At 65.7% G+C, this 17,858-nt stretch carries 15 protein-coding genes; 3 read left to right on the top strand and 12 right to left on the bottom strand.

Annotated elements, in window-relative coordinates; all coding sequences use genetic code 11:
• Positions 1 to 10 precede the first annotated feature (10 nt).
• The 8 genes from bamA to pyrH all read right to left on the bottom strand — a co-directional run bounded on the left by bamA (position 11) and on the right by pyrH (position 8,423).
• Positions 11 to 2,419 carry an outer membrane protein assembly factor BamA gene (gene bamA, locus CRO22_RS10530; protein ID WP_097070099.1) on the bottom strand — a complete coding sequence of 803 codons (2,409 nt, stop codon included), beginning with the start codon at positions 2,417 to 2,419 and terminating at the stop codon, positions 11 to 13.
• 158 nt (positions 2,420 to 2,577) lie between these two features.
• Positions 2,578 to 2,751, bottom strand: a complete 174-nt coding sequence (locus CRO22_RS18860) for a hypothetical protein (protein WP_176518616.1) — start codon at positions 2,749 to 2,751, stop codon at positions 2,578 to 2,580.
• Positions 2,752 to 2,849: 98 nt separating this feature from the next.
• Entirely contained in the window at positions 2,850 to 4,193 is a 1,344-nt protein-coding gene (gene rseP, locus CRO22_RS10525; RefSeq protein WP_097070098.1) for an RIP metalloprotease RseP, read from the bottom strand.
• 3 nt (positions 4,194 to 4,196) lie between these two features.
• Positions 4,197 to 5,369 carry a 1-deoxy-D-xylulose-5-phosphate reductoisomerase gene (dxr, locus tag CRO22_RS10520; protein ID WP_097070097.1) on the bottom strand — a complete coding sequence of 391 codons (1,173 nt, stop codon included), beginning with the start codon at positions 5,367 to 5,369 and terminating at the stop codon, positions 4,197 to 4,199.
• 3 nt (positions 5,370 to 5,372) lie between these two features.
• The gene (locus CRO22_RS10515; protein WP_097070096.1) at positions 5,373 to 6,164 is read right to left on the bottom strand and encodes a phosphatidate cytidylyltransferase; all 792 of its coding nucleotides are present in this window, start codon (positions 6,162 to 6,164) and stop codon (positions 5,373 to 5,375) included.
• Positions 6,161 to 6,835, bottom strand: a complete 675-nt coding sequence (gene uppS / locus CRO22_RS10510; protein WP_245860947.1) for a polyprenyl diphosphate synthase — start codon at positions 6,833 to 6,835, stop codon at positions 6,161 to 6,163. Before uppS ends, CRO22_RS10515 begins: the two co-directional genes overlap by 4 nt.
• 165 nt (positions 6,836 to 7,000) lie before the next feature.
• A complete protein-coding gene (frr, locus tag CRO22_RS10505) occupies positions 7,001 to 7,564 on the bottom strand; it encodes a ribosome recycling factor (RefSeq protein ID WP_097070094.1) in 564 nt (187 codons plus the stop codon).
• 127 nt (positions 7,565 to 7,691) lie between these two features.
• Positions 7,692 to 8,423 carry a UMP kinase gene (pyrH, locus tag CRO22_RS10500; RefSeq protein WP_097070093.1) on the bottom strand — a complete coding sequence of 244 codons (732 nt, stop codon included), beginning with the start codon at positions 8,421 to 8,423 and terminating at the stop codon, positions 7,692 to 7,694.
• A 50-nt stretch (positions 8,424 to 8,473) separates the two neighbouring features.
• Here pyrH and miaA point away from each other — a divergent pair, with 50 nt between their 5' ends.
• The 3 genes from miaA to CRO22_RS10485 all read left to right on the top strand — a co-directional run bounded on the left by miaA (position 8,474) and on the right by CRO22_RS10485 (position 11,014).
• A complete protein-coding gene (gene miaA, locus CRO22_RS10495; protein ID WP_097070092.1) occupies positions 8,474 to 9,421 on the top strand; it encodes a tRNA (adenosine(37)-N6)-dimethylallyltransferase MiaA in 948 nt (315 codons plus the stop codon).
• An 88-nt stretch (positions 9,422 to 9,509) separates the two neighbouring features.
• Complete coding sequence (locus tag CRO22_RS10490; protein WP_245860944.1) at positions 9,510 to 10,409, top strand: helix-turn-helix domain-containing protein; 900 nt, start codon at positions 9,510 to 9,512, stop codon at positions 10,407 to 10,409.
• Between the two features lie 65 nt (positions 10,410 to 10,474).
• Positions 10,475 to 11,014 carry a TIGR00645 family protein gene (locus tag CRO22_RS10485; protein ID WP_097070091.1) on the top strand — a complete coding sequence of 180 codons (540 nt, stop codon included), beginning with the start codon at positions 10,475 to 10,477 and terminating at the stop codon, positions 11,012 to 11,014.
• A gap of 43 nt (positions 11,015 to 11,057) precedes the next feature.
• Here the strand turns inward: CRO22_RS10485 and CRO22_RS10480 are convergent, their stop codons facing one another.
• The 4 genes from CRO22_RS10480 to CRO22_RS10465 form a co-directional block, all read right to left on the bottom strand.
• The gene (locus CRO22_RS10480) at positions 11,058 to 13,283 is read right to left on the bottom strand and encodes a methyl-accepting chemotaxis protein (RefSeq protein WP_097070090.1); all 2,226 of its coding nucleotides are present in this window, start codon (positions 13,281 to 13,283) and stop codon (positions 11,058 to 11,060) included.
• Positions 13,284 to 13,439: 156 nt separating this feature from the next.
• Positions 13,440 to 14,966 (bottom strand): aldehyde dehydrogenase, encoded by a 1,527-nt coding sequence (adh, locus tag CRO22_RS10475; protein WP_176518614.1) that lies wholly within the window; start codon positions 14,964 to 14,966, stop codon positions 13,440 to 13,442.
• 328 nt (positions 14,967 to 15,294) lie between these two features.
• Entirely contained in the window at positions 15,295 to 16,743 is a 1,449-nt protein-coding gene (gene guaB, locus CRO22_RS10470; RefSeq protein ID WP_097070142.1) for an IMP dehydrogenase, read from the bottom strand.
• A 68-nt stretch (positions 16,744 to 16,811) separates the two neighbouring features.
• Positions 16,812 to 17,792, bottom strand: a complete 981-nt coding sequence (locus CRO22_RS10465) for a TDT family transporter (RefSeq protein ID WP_097070089.1) — start codon at positions 17,790 to 17,792, stop codon at positions 16,812 to 16,814.
• Positions 17,793 to 17,858 lie beyond the last annotated feature (66 nt).

Below are 17,858 nucleotides of genomic sequence, written 5' to 3'. Positions count from 1 at the left end.
ATCGGCCGGCTCAGAACTTCGTCGAGATTGTCAGATCGAAGTTCTGCACATTGTCGTAGTCTTCCTTCTTGATCGCATGCGAGAAGTTCAGCCGCAGCGGGCCGAGCGCCGAATCCCAGAACACCGAGACCCCGATCGCAGAGCGCAGCTTCATGCTGTCATCGACAGTGCCGCTTGCCCCGGCAGTATCGTCGAGCCCCCAGACGGAACCCGTGTCCCAGAACACGCCGCCATGGATGCCATATTCCTCCGGCACGCCCAGCGGGAATTCCGTCTCGAGCCGCAGCGCGGCATAATATTTCCCGCCAAGCGCGTCTTCGTTCGGGGCGCCGGTATCGCGCGGACCATAGCCGTTCGATTCGAAGCCGCGCACCTTGCCCGAGCCCGAGAACCGGTCGAGCACCGAGAGCTGGGTGCCGCCGCGGGCCGCGATCGCGCCGCCCTCAAGTTCAGCGCGCAGCGTGACGTCCTCGTGGAACACCTTGCGTTCGGCGCGCAAAAGCGCGGTCGTGCGCAGGGCCTCGACATCGCCTCCGAAGCCGAAGAGATCCTGGCTGATCCGGAACGTGAAGCCGTAACGCGGGTCAATGCCGGTGCGGCGGGTATCCCAGGTGTAGGTATAGCCCGGGCCGGTGCTGGTGCGCGCGCCCTCGTCGCGCACGATCAGCGGCGAAGACCAGCTTTCCGTGGTGGTGCTGGCGGCGCAGGCGGCAACGGAATTGTCCGCCACGCAGTCGTCATAGCCATATGTGCCGCTCATCTCGTTGCGCTGCCAAGTGTAACGCAACTCAAGGCGCGAATTGCGCGCAAGCGGGAACTCGATCGACGGGGTAATCCCAATCTTCTTCGTGTTGTAATCGGCGTAATCGGTGTCGGTGGTGTTGTACCACAGCTGGAGCCGCCCCTTCAGATCGCGTCCGAGCAGATGCGGCTCGATGAAGTCGATCGAGTTGGTCTGGTTGTCCTTGGTGGTGCCGATCGAGACGCCGAGATACTGGCCGCGGCCGAGGAAGTTCGACTCCTCAAGCGAGGCATTGAGGCCAAAACCCGACGAGGCGCCATAGCTCGCGCCGAAGGACAGCGAGCCGGTCGGCTGTTCCTCGACGTTGACATCGACCACCACCTGATCGGGGCCCGAGCCCTGACGGGATTCGACGTCGGCCTTGGAGAAGAAACCGAGCGCGCGGATCCGTTCGGCGGAGTTCTTGATCTCGCGCGGGTTGAAGGGATCGCCCTCGACCGAGTTGAACTCGCGCCGGATCACGCTGTCGAGCGTGGTGGTGTTGCCCTCGATGTCGATGCGCTCGACGAACACGCGCGGACCGCGCACGAGTGCGAATTCGACATTCAGCGTCTGGGTGCGCGGGTCGCGGGTGATGCGCGGATCGACGCGCACGAAATTGGCGCCCTGGCGCAGCGCCAGCTCCTCCATCCGTGTCACCGCATAGTCAATCGCCGCGGGCGAATAGATCGCGCCATTGCGGATTTTCACCTGATCCTCGAAATCCGCAGCGGAGAGTTCGCTCACCTCGGAGACGACAGAGGTCTTGCCGAAATGATATTGCTGGCCCTCGCGGATGTTGAAGGTGAGGTAAAACCCCTCCCGGTCGCGCCCCATCTCGGAGGAGACGCCCGCCACTTCAACATCGGGGTAGCCACGCGAGCGGTAGAAATCTGTCAGCATCTGCCGGTCGAGGTCGATCCGGTCGGGCACGAAATTGTCGCGCTGCACGAGCCGGTGCAGGATGCCCGCCTGTTTCGTGCCGAGCACGTCGCGCAGGCGCCGGTCGGAATAGGCGCGGTTGCCGGTGAAAGTGATGCGGTTGACCTCGGAGACCATGCCTTCCCTGATCTCGAACACTACATCGACGCGGTTGCCGTCGCGCTTGATCACTTTCGGATCGACGCGCACGTTGACGCGCCCGGCCTGGGCATAGCCCTCCGCGAGCGCGGCGGCATCGGCCTCAAGAAGCGCGGGCGAGAACACCCGGCGCGGCTGGGTTTTCACGATCTCAAGGAGCTTGTCGTCCTTGAGCATCTTGTTGCCCTCGAAATCGACGACATTGACGGTCGGGAATTCGTGCACCCGGATCACCAGCGTCGATCCCTGCGGCACCAGTTCGACGCTCTCGAAGAGCCCCGAGCCCTGCAACCGCTGATAGGCCTCGTTGAGCGCCCCCCCGCTGAGCGCCTGCCCCTTGCCGATCGCCGCAAAGCCGAGAATCGTTTCCGGCTCGATGCGTTCGTTGCCCTCGATCACGACTTTCTGGAACTGATAGCTTTGCGCCATCACCGGTGCGGCCACAAAAGCCACAGGTACGGCGAAGGCCAGCAGGGTGGTTGCGGCGAGTGCCCCGGCATGCCGGCTCAGACGCCGCGTCGTGCCGGTGGGTTCCTTGCCGTTGCGCCGCTTCGTCATTGCCCTCTCCCGCCCGTGGCCTTTCGCTCTGTCTTGTCAGTGACTAGCGAGAAAGACAGGCCTTGTCAAAGCGGCTGAACGGTCGCGGCGGCGATCCGGCTCCCCTTGGGCGGGGGACGGAAAACCCGGCCACCGGTCGGAACCGGTGCCGGGCGCGCTCAGAGTTGATAGGCGGGGGCAGGCGTCGTCTTGATCAAGGTTTCGATCTGCGGGTCGATCGCGACGGCGAGGCCAAGGGCGAGCACGATTGCAAGCGGCGCCAGAATCCGGTCCTGCGCAAGCCCCCAGATCAGAGACAATTCCCGATAGCTTTCGGCCAGACCTGTCGGCATCCCATCGCTCTCCTGTACTGCCTGACCGGGTTAGCGCAGCATTGCGGCGGGATTATGGCCGGATCGGCCCGGCCGTGGCGCGGGCCGGGCCTTGCCACTCAGCAGGAGAGATCGTTCCAGAGCCCGAAGGCCATCAGACCGAGCACAAGCGCGAGCCCGACCGAGACCATCATCGACATGATCCGGTCCGAGGGCGGCTTGCCGGTGATCCCCTCCCAGAGGTGGAACATCAGATGGCCGCCATCCAGCACCGGAATCGGCATCAGGTTGATGAAGCCGACCGCGGTGGACAAGAGCGCGATGAACCAGATGAAATCGGCGAGCCCCGATTTCGCCGCCGCCGCCGAACCTTCGGCGATGCCGATCGCGCCGCGCAGGTTGCAGCTCGAGATTTTCCCCAGCACCATATGCTCGATCGCCGAGACCGAGGCGGTGATCGTGGCCCAAGTCTGCTTTGCCCCGCCCAGAAGCGCGGTGCCGAGCCCGGGGCTTTCGGTGGCGGGGGTAAAGCCCATCCCCGCCAGAAGCCCGATCTTGTAATCGCTCTCAAAGCTGCCGTCGGCTTTCGGAATGTCGATGATTTTCGGCGTCAGGGTGAGGGAAATCTCCGTCCCCGCCGTCGCATCGGCGGCATCGGGGCGCCAGATGCCAAGCGCAAGCGGCGTGCCCTTGCCCGCCGTGACCGCGGTCACGATATCCTCGAATCGCCAGATCTGCGTGCCGTTGATCTCGGTGATCACGTCGCCCGCCTTGATCCCCGCCTCATAGCCCGCCGATTGCGGCACGACCTGCTCGGCGCGCGGCGGCGCGATCTGCGGCCCCTGCACCTCCATGTCGGTGCCATCGCGGCGGATGCGGTAGTCGAGGAAGGGTTGGCCGGGCGTCTCGACGTCGCGCAGGCCGGAGTAATCGTCGAGCGAAACGCCCGCGATCGCCAGCACTTCATCACCCGGGCGCAGATCGCCCGAGCCTTGCGGCAGCGCCACCAAAGACGCCACCTGCGGCGGCGTCACCGGTGTGCCCTGCCACAGGATCGCCAGACCGAAGACCGCAATCGAGAGGATGAAGTTGAACACCGGTCCCGCCGCCACGGTCGCCGCCCGCGCCCAGAGCGGCGCGCCATGCATGGTGTGGCGCCGCTCCTTGGCGCTCATGCCCGCCATCGCGCCGCTGTCGGCGCCCGCCGAGGCGGCATTGGCATCGCCCAGAAACTTCACATAGCCGCCGAGCGGAAAGGCCGAGACCTTCCAGACCGTGCCATGCCGGTCGCGCCGGCTCACCAGCGTCGGGCCAAAGCCGATGGAGAAGGCCTCCGCCTTGATGCCGCAGATCCGGCCAATGATGTAATGGCCATATTCATGCACCGTCACAATGACCGAAAGGGCCAGGACGAAGGCGATGATGGTGTAAAGCAGGTTGCCGAAATCGGGCAGAAATTCCAAGGGTCAGGTCCTTAGGCTCGGGATCACCTGACGCGCGAGCGCGCGCGCCGTGGCATCGGTCTGGTAGACCATATCGAGGTTCTCGAGCGGTTTTCCAAGCCCATGACGGGCCGACATCTCCGTGAGCACCGCGGTAACAAGTGCCCCCATGTCGAGAAAGCCGATCTCCTCGGCGATGAAGGCATCAAGCGCCGCTTCCTTGGCGGCGTTGAAGGCCGCGCCCGCCGTGCCGCCGGTGGCCATGACCTCGCGCGCGAGCCGCAGCGCCGGAAAGCGCGCCTCATCGGCCTTGCGGAAGGTGAGCTTGCCGATTTCAACGAGATCGAGCCGCTTCACCGGCAGATCCTCGCGCTCGGGCCAGTTCAGCGCATAGCCGATCGCATGGCGCATGTCGGGCGCGCCCAGATGCGCCATCAGTGCGCCATCCTTGAAGCCCACCAGCGCATGGATCATCGACTCGGGGTGCACAACGGCCTCGATCATCTCCGGCGGAAAGCCAAAGAATTCCTTTGTCTCAATGAGTTCCATCGCCTTGTTGAACATCGAGGCGGAATCGATGGTGATGCGCTGGCCCATGGCCCAGTTCGGATGGGTGGAGGCCTGCGCGACGGTGGCCTCCTTCAGCTTCTCAAGCGGCCAGTCGCGGAAGGCGCCGCCCGAGGCGGTGATGATCACCCGCTCGACCGCGGCATAATCCTCGCCCACGAGCGCCTGAAACACCGCCGAATGCTCACTGTCGACGGGCAGGATGCGCGCGCCGTGCTTTTGCGCTTCGGCGAGCAAAAGCGGCCCGGCGGTGACGAGCGATTCCTTGTTGGCCAGCGCCAGCGTCGTGCCCTGCGAGAGCGCGGCAAAGCCCGGCGCCAGCCCCGCAGCGCCAACGATGGCGCTCATCACCCAGTCGGCCGGGCGCAAGGCCGCCTCGATTAGGGCATCCTTGCCGGCCGCCACTTCGGTACCAGCGCCCGCGAGCGCTTCGCGCAATTCCTCAAGGCAGTCTTCATGCGCGGTGACGGCGATCTCGGCGTTGAACTGCCGCGCCTGCTGGGCGAGCAGCTTCACATTGCGCCCGCCCGACAGGGCCACGACCTGAAACGCCCCGGGCCGACGCCCGATCAGGTCAAGCGTATTTACCCCGATCGAGCCGGTGGCTCCGAAAACCGATACGCGACGCATGACTTATCCTCCGAAGAAATTCCGGGGCAATAAAGGATAGATCAGCAGCAGAATGGAAACTGCGCCAATCAGCGCATCGAACCGGTCCAGAAGCCCGCCATGCCCGGGAATAAGGGCGGAGCTGTCCTTCACGCCCATGCGGCGCTTGATCGCGCTCTCGGCAATGTCGCCCATCTGCCCCGCCAGCGCGATCAAGGGCGAGAGCGGCACAAGAACCCAGGAGCCCATCCCGAGCGCCCAGAACAGCGCCCCCACGCCCGCCGCGCCGATCCAGCCCGCAACCGTGCCCGACCATGTCTTTTTGGGAGAGACGCGGGGCCAGAATTTCGGCCCGCCAAGCGCCCTTCCCGCAAAATAGCCCGCCACATCCGAGATCACGACCACGGCCACGAGCCACAGGATGCCGAGCGCGCCGACCCAGCCGCGCAGCATGATCAGCGCATAGCCCGTCGCCATCACGAAAAACGCATAGGAGGCGAAAATCGTCCGGTCCCGCCGCGGCATCAGCGTGCCGATGATCACCGGCAGCAAAAGCGCGATCCGGGTGATCGCGTTGGGCAAAAACAGCACCAAAAGCGTCAGGCCGCCTGCTAGCGCGGCAAGCCCTTTTGCCTGCGTGCCCGATGTGCCTTCGGGCGTGGTCATCGCCGCGAGTTCCCAGACCATCAGCGTGACGACAAGCACGGCCAGAAGGCCAAAGACGATCCCGCCCGACCAGATCGCAAAGGCCCCCACCGCAACCATCGCAAGGCCCGAAAGCGTGCGCGCGCGCAGATCCGACCAGTTCGCGCTCATCCGGTCACCCCGCCGAAGCGCCGCTCGCGCGCACCGAAGCGCGCGAGAATGCCCGAAAGCTCGGCCGGCGTAAAATCGGGCCAGAGGGTCGGAGTGAATTCATATTCCGCATAGGCTGCCTGCCAGGGCAGGAAGTTCGAGGTGCGGCTCTCGCCCGAGGTGCGGATCACCAGATCCGGGTCCGGCAGATCGGCGGTGTCGAGGCAACTCTCGAGCCGCGCCGGGCTGATCTCCTCGGGGGTGATCCGGCCCTCGGCGGCCTGCGCGGCGAGCCGGGCCGCGGCACGCACAAGCTCGTCACGCCCGCCGTAATTGATCGCCACCGTCAGGTTCAGCCTTCCGTTGTTGGCCGTGCGCGCCTCGATCCCCGACATCAACGCCGACAGCTTCGGGTCGAGCGGCGCCCGGTCGCCGATGAAGCGCATCCGGACGCCCTCGGCCGAAAGCGCATCCGCCTCGCGCTGGATATAGCGCGCGAAAAGCGCCATCAGGCCAAGCACTTCCTCGGTCGAGCGCTTCCAGTTCTCGGTCGAGAAGGCATAGACGGTGAGCCATTTCACGCCCATGTCGGGGCAGGCGCGGGTGATCTCCTTCACCCGCTCGGCGCCGCGCCGGTGGCCGACGAGCCGCGGCCAGCCGCGCTCCTTCGCCCAGCGGCCGTTCCCGTCCATGATGATCGCGACATGCGGCACGCCGTGATCGGTGATGCCGGTCCCGGAATCCTCTCCCGGCCCGGAAACCGGAGCGGAGGCCGAAGCCCGGGTCGGCTTGGTCGCGGCCATGATCTGCCTTTCCGAGCGCGCTGAACGCCCCTGATGCCGGCTCTCGCGCAGGTCTCAGACCTGCATGATCTCCGCCTGCTTTTCTTCCAGCGCCTTGTCGACAAGGCCGATATGCTTTTTGGTCAGTTCCTCGACCTCGGCTTCCCAGAACTTCACGTCGTCTTCCGACATGCCGTTCCCTTTCGCCTTCTTGATCTGGTCCATGCCGTCGCGGCGCACATTGCGCACCGCCACCCGGGCGTGCTCGGCATATTGCGCGGCGACCTTGGTCAGCTCGCGGCGGCGCTCCTCGTTCAGCTCGGGGATCGGCAGCATGATGATCGGCCCGTTCGTCTGCGGGTTGATCCCGAGACCCGACTCGCGGATCGCCTTTTCCACCTTGGCGATCAGCCCCTTGTCCCAGACGTTGATGGTCACCATCCGCGGCTCGGGCACGTTGATCGTGCCGACCTGGTTGATCGGCGTCAGCGAGCCGTAAGCGTCGACCATGATCGGCTCGACCATCGTTGCCGAGGCGCGCCCCGTGCGCAGCGTGCCGAATTCGTGCTTGAGCGAATGCATCGCCCCTTCCATGCGGCGCTCAAGATCATCGGTATCGATTTCGATTTCGTCGGACATGGGCTCTCCCCGGTCTTGTCAGTCGGTTTCTTCTTAGCCGCATGGCGCGGCCTTGGATAGGGGCCAAGCGCGCGCACCCGGCCCGGATGAGTGGCTCTTCTGGCCTGTCGGCGCGATTGCGCCGGACTCAGCCCTGCACCCGCGTATAGGTGCCCTGCCCCGCAAGGATGCCGCGGAAGCCGCCCGGCTCGTCGAGCGAGAAGACGATGATCGGCAGCGCATTGTCGCGCGCGAGCGCAATCGCCGAGGCATCCATAACGCCAAGGTTCTTTTGCAGGCATTCGTCATAGCTCACGGTGTCGTAGCGCTTGGCATCCGCGAACTTCTTTGGATCCTTGTCATAGACGCCATCGACCTTGGTGCCCTTGAAGATCGCCTCGCAATTCATCTCGTTGGCGCGCAGCGTCGCCGCGGTATCGGTGGTGAAATAGGGGTTGCCGGTGCCCGCAGCGAAAACGCAGATGCGCTTTTTCTCGAGGTGGCGCACGGCGCGGCGGCGAATGTAGGGCTCGCAGACCTGATCCATCGGAATCGCCGAGATCACGCGGGTGTGGATGCCGAGCGCCTCAAGCTGCGCCTGCATGCCGAGCGCGTTCATCACCGTGGCGAGCATGCCCATGTAATCCGCCGTGGTGCGCTCCATCCCCTGCGCCGAACCGGCCAGCCCACGGAAAATGTTGCCGCCGCCGATCACCATACAGATCTCGACGCCCATGTCGTGAACCGATTTCACCTCGCGGGCGATGCGCGCAACGGTGGGCGGATGCAGCCCGTAGCCCTGATCGCCCATCAATGCCTCACCGGAAATCTTCAACATCACACGTTTGTATTTCACGCTCGGCGCGGCTTCATCGCTCATCGCGGTCCTCGATCTGATCCGGGTTGTCTTTGGCGCGCAAAATGTCGCAAATGGCGGACGCTGACAACCCGCCCCGCACGTTTCAGGATCGCCCCGTGACCGAGCCGCTCGCAGATATTGCCGCCCTGCCCGCAGATCGCCCGGTTCTGCTGGCGGGCGCGACCGCCAGCGGCAAATCAGCGCTGGCGCTTGAAATCGCAGAAAAATCCGGGGGCGTGGTGGTGAATGCCGATGCGCTGCAGGTCTGGAATTGCTGGCGCGTGCTCTCGGCACGGCCTTCGGCAGAAGAAGAGGCGCGCGCCCCCCACCTGCTTTACGGGCATCGCGCGCCGGGCGAGGATTATTCCGTCGGCGCGTGGTTGCGGGAAGTTGCGCCCATTCTTGCTGCATTCCGGTCAGGTGCCGGGCCGCGGCCGATCATCGTGGGCGGCACCGGACTTTACTTCACGGCGCTGACCGAGGGCCTCGCGGAGATCCCCGAGACCCCGCCCGAGATCCGCAAGATGGCCGATGCGCGACGCGAAGCCGAGGGGCATGAGGGCATGCTTTCGGAACTCGACCCCGCCACCGCGGCCCGCATCGATCCGCGCAACCCGATGCGCGTGCAGCGCGCCTGGGAGGTGATGCGCGCCACCGGCCGCGGCCTTGCGCAGTGGCAAGACACGACGCCGCCCCCGCTCCTGCCGCTTTCCGATTGCACCCCCTTGCTGTTGCAGGTGGGGCGCGACGCGCTTGCCGCGCGGATCGACCGCCGCTTCGAGGCGATGCTGGGCGCGGGCGCGCTCGAAGAGGTGCGCGCCATGCTCCCCTTCTGGGCGCCCGAAGCGCTCTGGGCGCGCGCGATCGGCGCGCCGGAGCTCGTCGCCCATCTGCGCGGCGAGATCCCGCTTGCGGAGGCCATCGCGCGCACGCAGGCCGCCTCGCGCCAATATGCCAAACGCCAGCGCACATGGTTTCGTGCCCGGATGGCCCGCTGGCACAAGATGGAGCGGGTCTGAGCCCTCTCTGCCGTCACAATAATTTTCGTTGAAATTACAAGTTTCTCGGCCCTATTCTTCACGCGATCAAAGCTGCCGGACCTCACCCGTGAAACTCTTCTCGACGCCCCCGCTTGCGCCCGCCGCGCAGCAAGACCCCTCCGTTCGCCCTGAGGCGCCCGCACGGCTGCGCCGCGCAAGCGTCACGCTTCTGCCCGAGGCGCCCTCGGCGCCCCGCGTGGTGCCGCTGGCGCGGCTTGCCCAGGGGGGCCGGTGGCGCGTGGAGGCGATGCGGGCGCATTCCGAGCCTTGCCTCTTGTGGTTCACCCGCGGTCAGGGCCGGATCACGCTCGGCGGCGTCACCCGCGGTTACGGCCCCCATACGGCCGTGTTCCTGCCGCCCGGGGTCATGCATGCCTTCGAGGTCGGGTTGCAGACGCACGGGATGGCGGTGTTCTTTGGCCGCAATACCGATCTGACCCTGCCCCATGCGGCGCAGCATCTGCGCATCCGCGATACCGCCACGCAGGGCGAGATGACCGGGCTGATCGATTCCGCCGGGCGTGAGCTCGACAGCGGCCGCCCGGGCGCCGAGCGCGCGGCGAGCCATTATCTCGGCCTTCTGAGCGTCGCGCTCGAACGTCAGACCGCCGCCCAGCCCGAAGAGGCGCGCGCCGCCGCCGGCGGGCGCGGCCGCAAGCTCGTCGCGCGTTACACCGCCCTTCTTGAGCGCGATTTCCGCACCGGGCATGGCGTGGCCGATTATGCTGCGAGCCTTGGTGTCACCGCCACGCATCTCACCCGCACCTGCCGCGCCAATTGCGGCCGCGCCGCCTCGGAGCTGCTGCAGGACCGCCGCCTGTACGAAGCACGCCGGCTGCTCACAGAGACCCGCACCCCTGTTAAGGACATCGCGGCCAGCCTCGGCTTCACCTCGGCCGCCTATTTCACCCGCGCCTTCCAGACCCGCACGGGCAAGACCCCCTCGGCATTTCGTCGCGGCGGCTGAGCCCCCTTTGCAGCGTCCCCGTGGGCCGCTATCTCTGCGGCACACCATTCTGACCGGGGATTTTCATGGAACGCGCAATCGAACGGGTACTGTTTGCCAGCCGCTGGCTGATGGCGCCGATGTATCTGGGCCTTGTCGGCACACTCGCCATCCTGCTCTGGGCCTTCATGCTCGAGCTTTACCACTTCATCCTCGAAATCCCGCAGCTCGATGTCGACCACGCGGTGATGGGTGCACTCTCGCTGATCGACCTGAGCCTTGCGGCAAACCTGCTCCTGATCGTGATCTTCTCTGGCTACGAGAATTTCGTCTCGCGCATGGACACTGCCGACCACGAGGACCGGCCGGACTGGCAGGGCGAGGTCGATTTCTCGACGCTGAAGCTGAAACTCGTCGCCTCGATCGTGGCGATTTCGGGGATCCACCTGCTCAAGGTGTTCATGGATCTCGACAAATACCCGAAAGAAAAGATCATCTGGATGATCACGATCCATCTGGTCTTTGTCGTCTCTGGCGTGCTTCTGGCGGCGATGGACTGGATCTCGAACCATGCCAAGACGCTGAAGAAAAACGCAAAATATCAAAACGCCGAGAAGCTGCACTGAAACAGGAGAGGCGCCCGAAGGCGCCCCTCTTTGTCTTCGCGGATCAGGCGGCCTCTGCCGCGCCCGCGCCATCACGCGAAAGGTCGAATTTCTCCACCGTTTCGCGCAGCTCCGAACCCTCGCCCGCCAGCGCACGCCCCGAGGAGGCGGCCTGATCGGTCATCTCGGCAATATGCTGGGTTGTCTGGTCGAGCTGCGTCACCGCGCCATTGATCTCGGCAATGCCGCGCGCCTGTTCCTCGGCGGAAGACGCGATCTCGCCCATCCGGCTGTGGATATCCGTCACCGAAGTCAGGATTTCCTTGAGGGCCGTGCCGGTGCGCCCGACAAGTTTCACGCCGCCCTGCACCTGACTGGTCGAGGTGGAGATCAATTCGGAGATCTCGCGGGCCGCATCCGAAGCGCGCTGCGCCAAGGCCCGCACCTCCGAGGCGACCACGGCAAAGCCGCGCCCCGCCTCGCCTGCCCGCGCCGCCTCCACCCCGGCATTGAGCGCCAGAAGGTTGGTCTGGAAGGCGATTTCCTCGATCACATGGGTGATGCGCGAGATCGATTCCGACGAGGTCTCGATCTCGGCCATCGCCGCCACCGCATCCTGCACCACTTGCGCCCCGTTCTCGGCATTCTTGCGCGCCGTATCGGCCATGCGCCGCGCCGTCACCGCGCCCTCGGCCGCCGAGGACACCGAACTCGTGAGCTCGTTCAACGCGGCCGCCGTCTCTTCGAGCGAGGCAGCATTGCGCTCGGCATTCTGTGCAAGCGCACTTGAGGCGCCCGCAAGTCGCCCGGCCTCAGCCTCGACGCGCAGCGCGGTATCGTCGATCTGGCACAGCGCGGCGCAAAGCTGGGTCACCGCGGCGTTGAAGTTCTGCCGCAAGATGTCGTAATCGCCCGGCAGCGGCTCGGTGATCGCATAGGCGAGATTGCCTTCCGCGAGCGCTTCCAGCCCCTTGCCCAGCATCGTCACGATGCGTTCCTGATCGGCCAGCCGCGCCTCGGCCGCGGCGGCCTGACGCGCCGCCTCTTCCTGCGCCGCGATCTCGCGCAGCCGGCGGCGCTCCTGCATCTCGGCCTCGGCCTGTTCGCGCTCGGCCCGCGCTTGCACTTCCTGCGCGGCCCGCGCCGCTTCCGCTGCCTGCAGCGCGGCTTCCTCAGCTTTCAGCACGGCCTGCATGCGAGCGTTTTCCGCGAGATTGGCCTGAAACACCTGCAGCGCGCGTGCCATATCACCGATCTCGTCGCTGCGGTGCAGTCCCTGCACCTCCACATCCGTGCCCCCTTCGGCAATCGCGCGGGTGGTGTGCGCCATCCGCGCGATGCAATTGACGATCCGGCGCCCGTAGCCCCAGGCAAAACCAAGTGCGAGCACCAGCGCCGCGACCACGGCCGCACTCATCATGCGGATCTCGGAGGCCTGCATCTGCGCCGCCAGCTCATTCGGCGCCGCCACGACATAAATTCCCGCGACGTTGCCAGCAAAATCCTTCACCGCAATCGCCCGGCCAACATGGGCCACGCCGCCGAAATCCTGCTCGATATCGACCGCGCCGGTCGCCATCACCTGTGCGATCTGATCGGCATCGAGCATCGGCGGCGCCTCCGTGGTCGCCGCCTTGCGTTCGATCGTGGCCAGTTCCGCACCGGTCGAGGCGGCAACCGCCGCGCTCGGCACGACATAATATTCGAACACATCGCCGGTGTTGGCGGCCATTTCGCCAAGGAAATTCTGATCCATGTCGAAGCCCACCTCGACGGTGCCGACATGTTCCCCCTGCCAGCTCACCGCGGCAATGCCGCGCGCGCCCACGCCCGCGACGCCGCGCTCGAGCCCCATCACCGAGATATGGTCACGGTTGGCATCGACCACGGTCTGCCGGAACGGGCTCAGATCGTCGCCGCGCTTGTCGAGCTTGTGCAGCCGAATGAGCGAGGTGGCGGGGGGCGTGTGGAACTGCAACTGCTTGAGCCCGGTCTGGGCCTTCAGATCGGTGTAGCTCTGCGTCAGCATCGCCTCGATCGTCCTGTCATCGCCCCGGGCGAGCGCCTCTTGCAGCGCGGGAATGCCGGCAAAGACGCGCGCCATCGAGAGCGCTTCGGTTTCCTTGGCGATCAGGGCGAGGCGCAGCGTCTCTTCCGCGACCTTGCGCTCGTTTTCATAAGCCGTGGCGATCGTCTGCCGACCAACGAGACCCATCCCGCCAGACACAAGAACAACGCCGATCAGAGCGGCAACCACAGGTAAAAGCAGGATCTGTTTGCGAAGGGTCATAGCGATCTCCTGAGCAAGATGGCGCAGACCCTAGGCTGATTTCCCTAATATCGGATTGGTGCGCGCAAGTATCGCAATGGACACAATGTCGCAGACCTCATTCGCCAAAGGCCGCCCCCCGCAAGGGAAGCGGCCAAAAAGCCGGGCGGGGAGGGATCAGAAGAAGCCCAGCTTGTTCGGGTTGTAGCTGACCAGCATATTCTTGGTTTGCTGATAGTGATCGAGCATCATCTTGTGGGTCTCGCGGCCGATGCCGGATTGCTTGTAGCCCCCAAAGGCCGCATGCGCCGGGTAGGCATGGTAGTTGTTGACCCAGACGCGGCCCGCCTGAATGTGGCGGCCAAAGCGGTAGCAGGTGTTGATGTCGCGCGACCAGACGCCGGCGCCGAGGCCGTACATCGTGTCATTGGCGATATGGAGCGCCTCGTCCTCGTCTTTGAAGGTGGTGACCGAAACGACCGGGCCAAAGATTTCTTCCTGGAACACACGCATCTTGTTGTGGCCTTTGAGGATCGTCGGCTGGATGTAAAAGCCGTTCGAAAGGTCGCCGCCAAGACGCGCCGCATCACCGCCACAGAGCACTTGCGCGCCCTCTTCGCGGCCGATCGTCAGGTAGGACATGATCTTGTCCTGCTGCTCCTGGCTCGCCTGCGCGCCGACCATCGTCTCCATCAAGCGCGGGTCGCCCTGCTTGATCGCCTGAACGCGGGCGATGCAGCGCGCGATGAACTCTTCGTAGATGTCCTCCTGAATGAGCGCACGCGAGGGGCAGGTGCAGACCTCGCCCTGGTTGAAGGCAAAGAGCACGAAGCCTTCGACCGCCTTGTCGAGGAAGGCGTCATCCTTCGCCATCACGTCCGAGAAGAAGATGTTCGGCGACTTGCCGCCAAGCTCCAGCGTCACCGGAATGAGGTTTTCGGTCGCATATTGCATGATCTTGCGGCCGGTCTCGGTCGAGCCGGTGAAGGCGATCTTGGCGATGCGCGTGGAGCGGGCCAGCGGCGCGCCGACATCGGGGCCCATGCCGTTGACGATGTTGAGAACGCCGGGCGGCAGCAGATCCTTGATCACGTCAATCAGCACCATGATCGCGGCCGGGGTCTGCTCGGCGGGTTTGAGCACGATGCAGTTGCCCGCCGCAAGCGCCGGCGCCAGTTTCCAGGCCGCCATCAGGATCGAGAAGTTCCACGGGATGATCTGGCCCACCACACCGAGCGGCTCATGGTAATGATAGGCGACGGTGTCGTTGTCGATCTCCGACATCGAGCCTTCCTGCCCGCGCAGCACCCCCGCGAAATAGCGGAAATGGTCGACCGACAGCGGGATGTCCGCGGCGGTGGTCTCCCGGATCGGCTTGCCGTTGTCCCAGGTTTCGGCGGCGGCGAGCAATTCGAGGTTTTCCTCGAGCCGGTCGGCGATCTTCAGCAGCACATTCGAGCGATGCGCGGCCGAGGTGGTGCCCCATTCGCCCTTCGCGGCATGGGCAGCATCGAGGGCGAGTTCGACATCGGCCGCGCCCGAGCGCGCCACTTCACACACTTTCTCGCCGGTGATCGGCGTGATGTTGTCGAAATACTGGCCGCTCACCGGCGGGGTCCATTTGCCGCCGATGAAATTCTCGTAGCGCGGCTTGAAGGGCGACACCATCACCCCGTTGAATGCGTGCGGCATGTCGTTGGCCATCGTTTCCTCCCTGATGGTCAGGCCCCCTCCCGGGGCAAGTTGATGCTCAGAGAGTGCGCCCCTTCGCGATTCTTGCATAGCCGGTTTGTGCCACGGACATGCCTCACCTGTTTCAGGGGCGAGACAGGTGCAGATGCAGCATCGCTTTTTTCGTAAATCCGGCATGATGCCGCAGCGCTGGCGGGGGGGGGCAGACCGCTCTTGCCGCGCCCCCCGTCACCGGCGCTGGCGCCGGCGGCCCGCCCGGTTTGCCACCGGTCCGCCAAATGTAAAGGCCGGGGCGCGCCCGCGCGCCCCGGCCTTTCGCGATGCCCGCAAGCGGCGCGGATCAGCCGATCCGGTAATTCGGGCTTTCGCGGGTGATCTGCACGTCATGCACATGGCTTTCCTTCAGCCCCGCGCCGGTGATGCGCACGAACTGGCAGCCGCCGCGCATCGCATCGACCGTGGCATTGCCGGTATAGCCCATCGCCGCGCGCAGCCCGCCCACCATCTGGTGCAGCACCGCCGCGACCGGGCCCTTGTAGGGCACCTGCCCCTCGATCCCTTCGGGGACGAGCTTGTCGGAAGCCGCATCTTTCTGGAAATACCGGTCCGCCGAGCCGCGCGCCATCGCACCAAGCGAGCCCATGCCGCGATAGCTCTTGTAAGAGCGGCCTTGGTAAAGGATCACCTCGCCGGGGCTTTCATCGGTGCCCGCGATCGCCGAGCCGACCATCGCGCAGCTTGCGCCCGCAGCGATCGCCTTGGCGAAATCGCCCGAATATTTGATCCCGCCATCGGCGATGATCGGAATATCGCCCGCGCCTGAACAGGCATCCATGATCGCGGTGAGCTGCGGCACGCCGACACCCGCCACGATCCGGGTGGTGCAGATCGAGCCCGGCCCGATGCCGACCTTGACCGCATCCGCGCCCGCGCCGATGAGCGCCTTCGTTGCCTCGGCAGTAGCGACGTTGCCCGCCACCACCTGCGCATGCGAGCTGTAGGCCTTCACCCGTTCCACCGCCTTCGCCACGCCCTCGGAGTGGCCATGCGCGGTGTCGATCACGATCAGATCGCAGCCCGCGTCGATCAGCGCGCAGGACCGTTCATAGCCCGCATCGCCCACGGTCGAGGCGGCGGCGACGCGCAGCCGCCCCTTCTCGTCCTTGCAGGCCAAGGGGTGCAGCACCGATTGTTCGCTGTCTTTCAGCGTCAGGAGGCCGGTGAGCTTGCCCTCGGCATTCACCACCAAAAGCTTCTCGATCCGGCGCGCCTTCATCAGGCTCATCGCCTCCTCGCGGTCGGCGGGCTCTTGCAGCATGGCGAGATTGTCGGAGGTCATCATCGCACGCACCGGGGTGGCGTCATCGGTGGCAAAGCGCATGTCGCGGTTGGTGACGATGCCCACGACCTTGCCCGCCGCATCGACGACCGGGAAGCCCGAGACGTTGAACCGCTCGCGCAGCGCTTTCGCATCGGCGAGGGTCTGATCGGCGGTGAGCGTGATCGGGTTATAGACGATACCCGATTCGAACCGCTTGACGCGGCGGACTTCCGCTTCCTGCTGCGCGACGCTCAGGTTGCGGTGGATCACCCCCATCCCCCCCGCTTGCGCGAGCGCGATCGCCATCTTGCCTTCGGTCACCGTATCCATCGCCGAGGACAGAAGCGGAATATTGAGCCGAATTGACCGCGTCACGAAGGTCGAGACATCGGCCGTCGACGGCAGCACGCTGGATGCGGCCGGAACAAGAAGCACGTCATCGAAGGTGAGGGCCTCGCGAATCTGCATGGGGGTCTCCATCGGCAGGGAACGGTTGGCACGTCCCTGTTTCATGGACCGGGCCGCGATGCAACCCCTCAGGCCGTGGCAGCGCCGGTTTTCGCGGCCAGCTCGCCCTTCGCCCACATCTTGTAGAGCCGGAGCACGATCGGCAGGATCACCGCAGTGGCGAGCGCGAGCGCCGCCATCCCCGCGAGCTGCCAAAGCCCTCCGAGCGCGAGCCAGAGGTTTGCCGTCGCCGCAATCGGAAAGGTCAGCGCGCCCCAGAACGGCGAGAACCCGGCCTTGAGGAGCCAAAAGGCTGCCCCCGCGAGCACCGCGAGAAGCACCACCGAGGCGGCGCCAAAGAGCATCGACAGTGTCTCGGCCCCGAGCCCGACCGCAACCGTGCCCAAAAGCGCCACCGGCGCAAGGTGGATCGCGAGAAGCGGGCGCAAAGGTGCGGGCACGCTTGCGCGGGCGAACTGGCTGAGCGACACCGTCCAGATGCCGACCGCAAAGACCAGCGCCGCCCAGAAGAACAGCGTGGCGAGCAGCATGTTTCCCAGCGAAAGCGCGGCGAGCGCGGCGACGATCCAGCCCGAAAAGGTCAGATGCCAGACCGGGGTGACGCGGCGCTGCTCGGGCGGGCCCTTGAGCAGGGTCAGGAGCATCGCCACGGTCAGGATCACATGGAAGGCGAGCCCGAGCCCGAAGACGGCGCGCGCGCCCGGCGCGGCAAAGGGTGCGATGCCGATGGCCAGCAGGTAGATCGAGAGCACCGCCGCCGAGAGACCGGCCCGTCCGGGCAGGATCTTCAGATCCTCGAGCGCCACGGCGGGGCGGCGCGCCATCTTGCCCAGATAGGCGACAAGCGTGAAGAGCGCGAGCAGCGTGGCCGCGCCGATTGCCAGATCGGGTAGGGCCGCGGGCAGATCGAGGGCGGCGGCGGCGCGGCGCCAGCCCAGCATGAGCCCCAAGAGGCCCATGAGCGGCGGAAAGATCGCGGGCGGGGTGCGCCGCCACAGCCCTCCGGGCGCGGCGGGCGGGGGCATCAGCTCGGGCGGAACGGGAGCCATCTGTGACCTCGATGATCTGTGCTTCGGGGCAACTTGCAATATTTCGCGCCAAAGGGAAAGCTCCCG

The organism is Rhodobacter maris, from assembly GCF_900217815.1.
GTDB classification, from domain to species: domain Bacteria; phylum Pseudomonadota; class Alphaproteobacteria; order Rhodobacterales; family Rhodobacteraceae; genus Rhodobacter; species Rhodobacter maris.
This window is presented reverse-complemented; position numbering and strand designations above follow the sequence as displayed.

Bases quoted from the DNA above. Each gene is read 5' to 3' on its own strand.
- dxr (WP_097070097.1), bottom strand. From the start codon at position 5,369: ATGCGTCGCGTATCGGTTTTCGGAGCCACCGGCTCGATCGGGGTAAAT.
- CRO22_RS10465 (WP_097070089.1), bottom strand. From the start codon at position 17,792: ATGGCTCCCGTTCCGCCCGAGCTGATGCCCCCGCCCGCCGCGCCCGGA.
- CRO22_RS10515 (WP_097070096.1), bottom strand. From the start codon at position 6,164: ATGAGCGCGAACTGGTCGGATCTGCGCGCGCGCACGCTTTCGGGCCTT.
- miaA (WP_097070092.1), top strand. From the start codon at position 8,474: ATGGCGGACGCTGACAACCCGCCCCGCACGTTTCAGGATCGCCCCGTG.
- adh (WP_176518614.1), bottom strand. From the start codon at position 14,966: ATGGCCAACGACATGCCGCACGCATTCAACGGGGTGATGGTGTCGCCC.
- bamA (WP_097070099.1), bottom strand. From the start codon at position 2,419: ATGACGAAGCGGCGCAACGGCAAGGAACCCACCGGCACGACGCGGCGT.
- CRO22_RS18860 (WP_176518616.1), bottom strand. From the start codon at position 2,751: ATGCCGACAGGTCTGGCCGAAAGCTATCGGGAATTGTCTCTGATCTGG.
- frr (WP_097070094.1), bottom strand. From the start codon at position 7,564: ATGTCCGACGAAATCGAAATCGATACCGATGATCTTGAGCGCCGCATG.
- CRO22_RS10485 (WP_097070091.1), top strand. From the start codon at position 10,475: ATGGAACGCGCAATCGAACGGGTACTGTTTGCCAGCCGCTGGCTGATG.
- guaB (WP_097070142.1), bottom strand. From the start codon at position 16,743: ATGCAGATTCGCGAGGCCCTCACCTTCGATGACGTGCTTCTTGTTCCG.
- CRO22_RS10480 (WP_097070090.1), bottom strand. From the start codon at position 13,283: ATGACCCTTCGCAAACAGATCCTGCTTTTACCTGTGGTTGCCGCTCTG.
- pyrH (WP_097070093.1), bottom strand. From the start codon at position 8,423: ATGAGCGATGAAGCCGCGCCGAGCGTGAAATACAAACGTGTGATGTTG.
- uppS (WP_245860947.1), bottom strand. From the start codon at position 6,835: ATGGACGGGAACGGCCGCTGGGCGAAGGAGCGCGGCTGGCCGCGGCTC.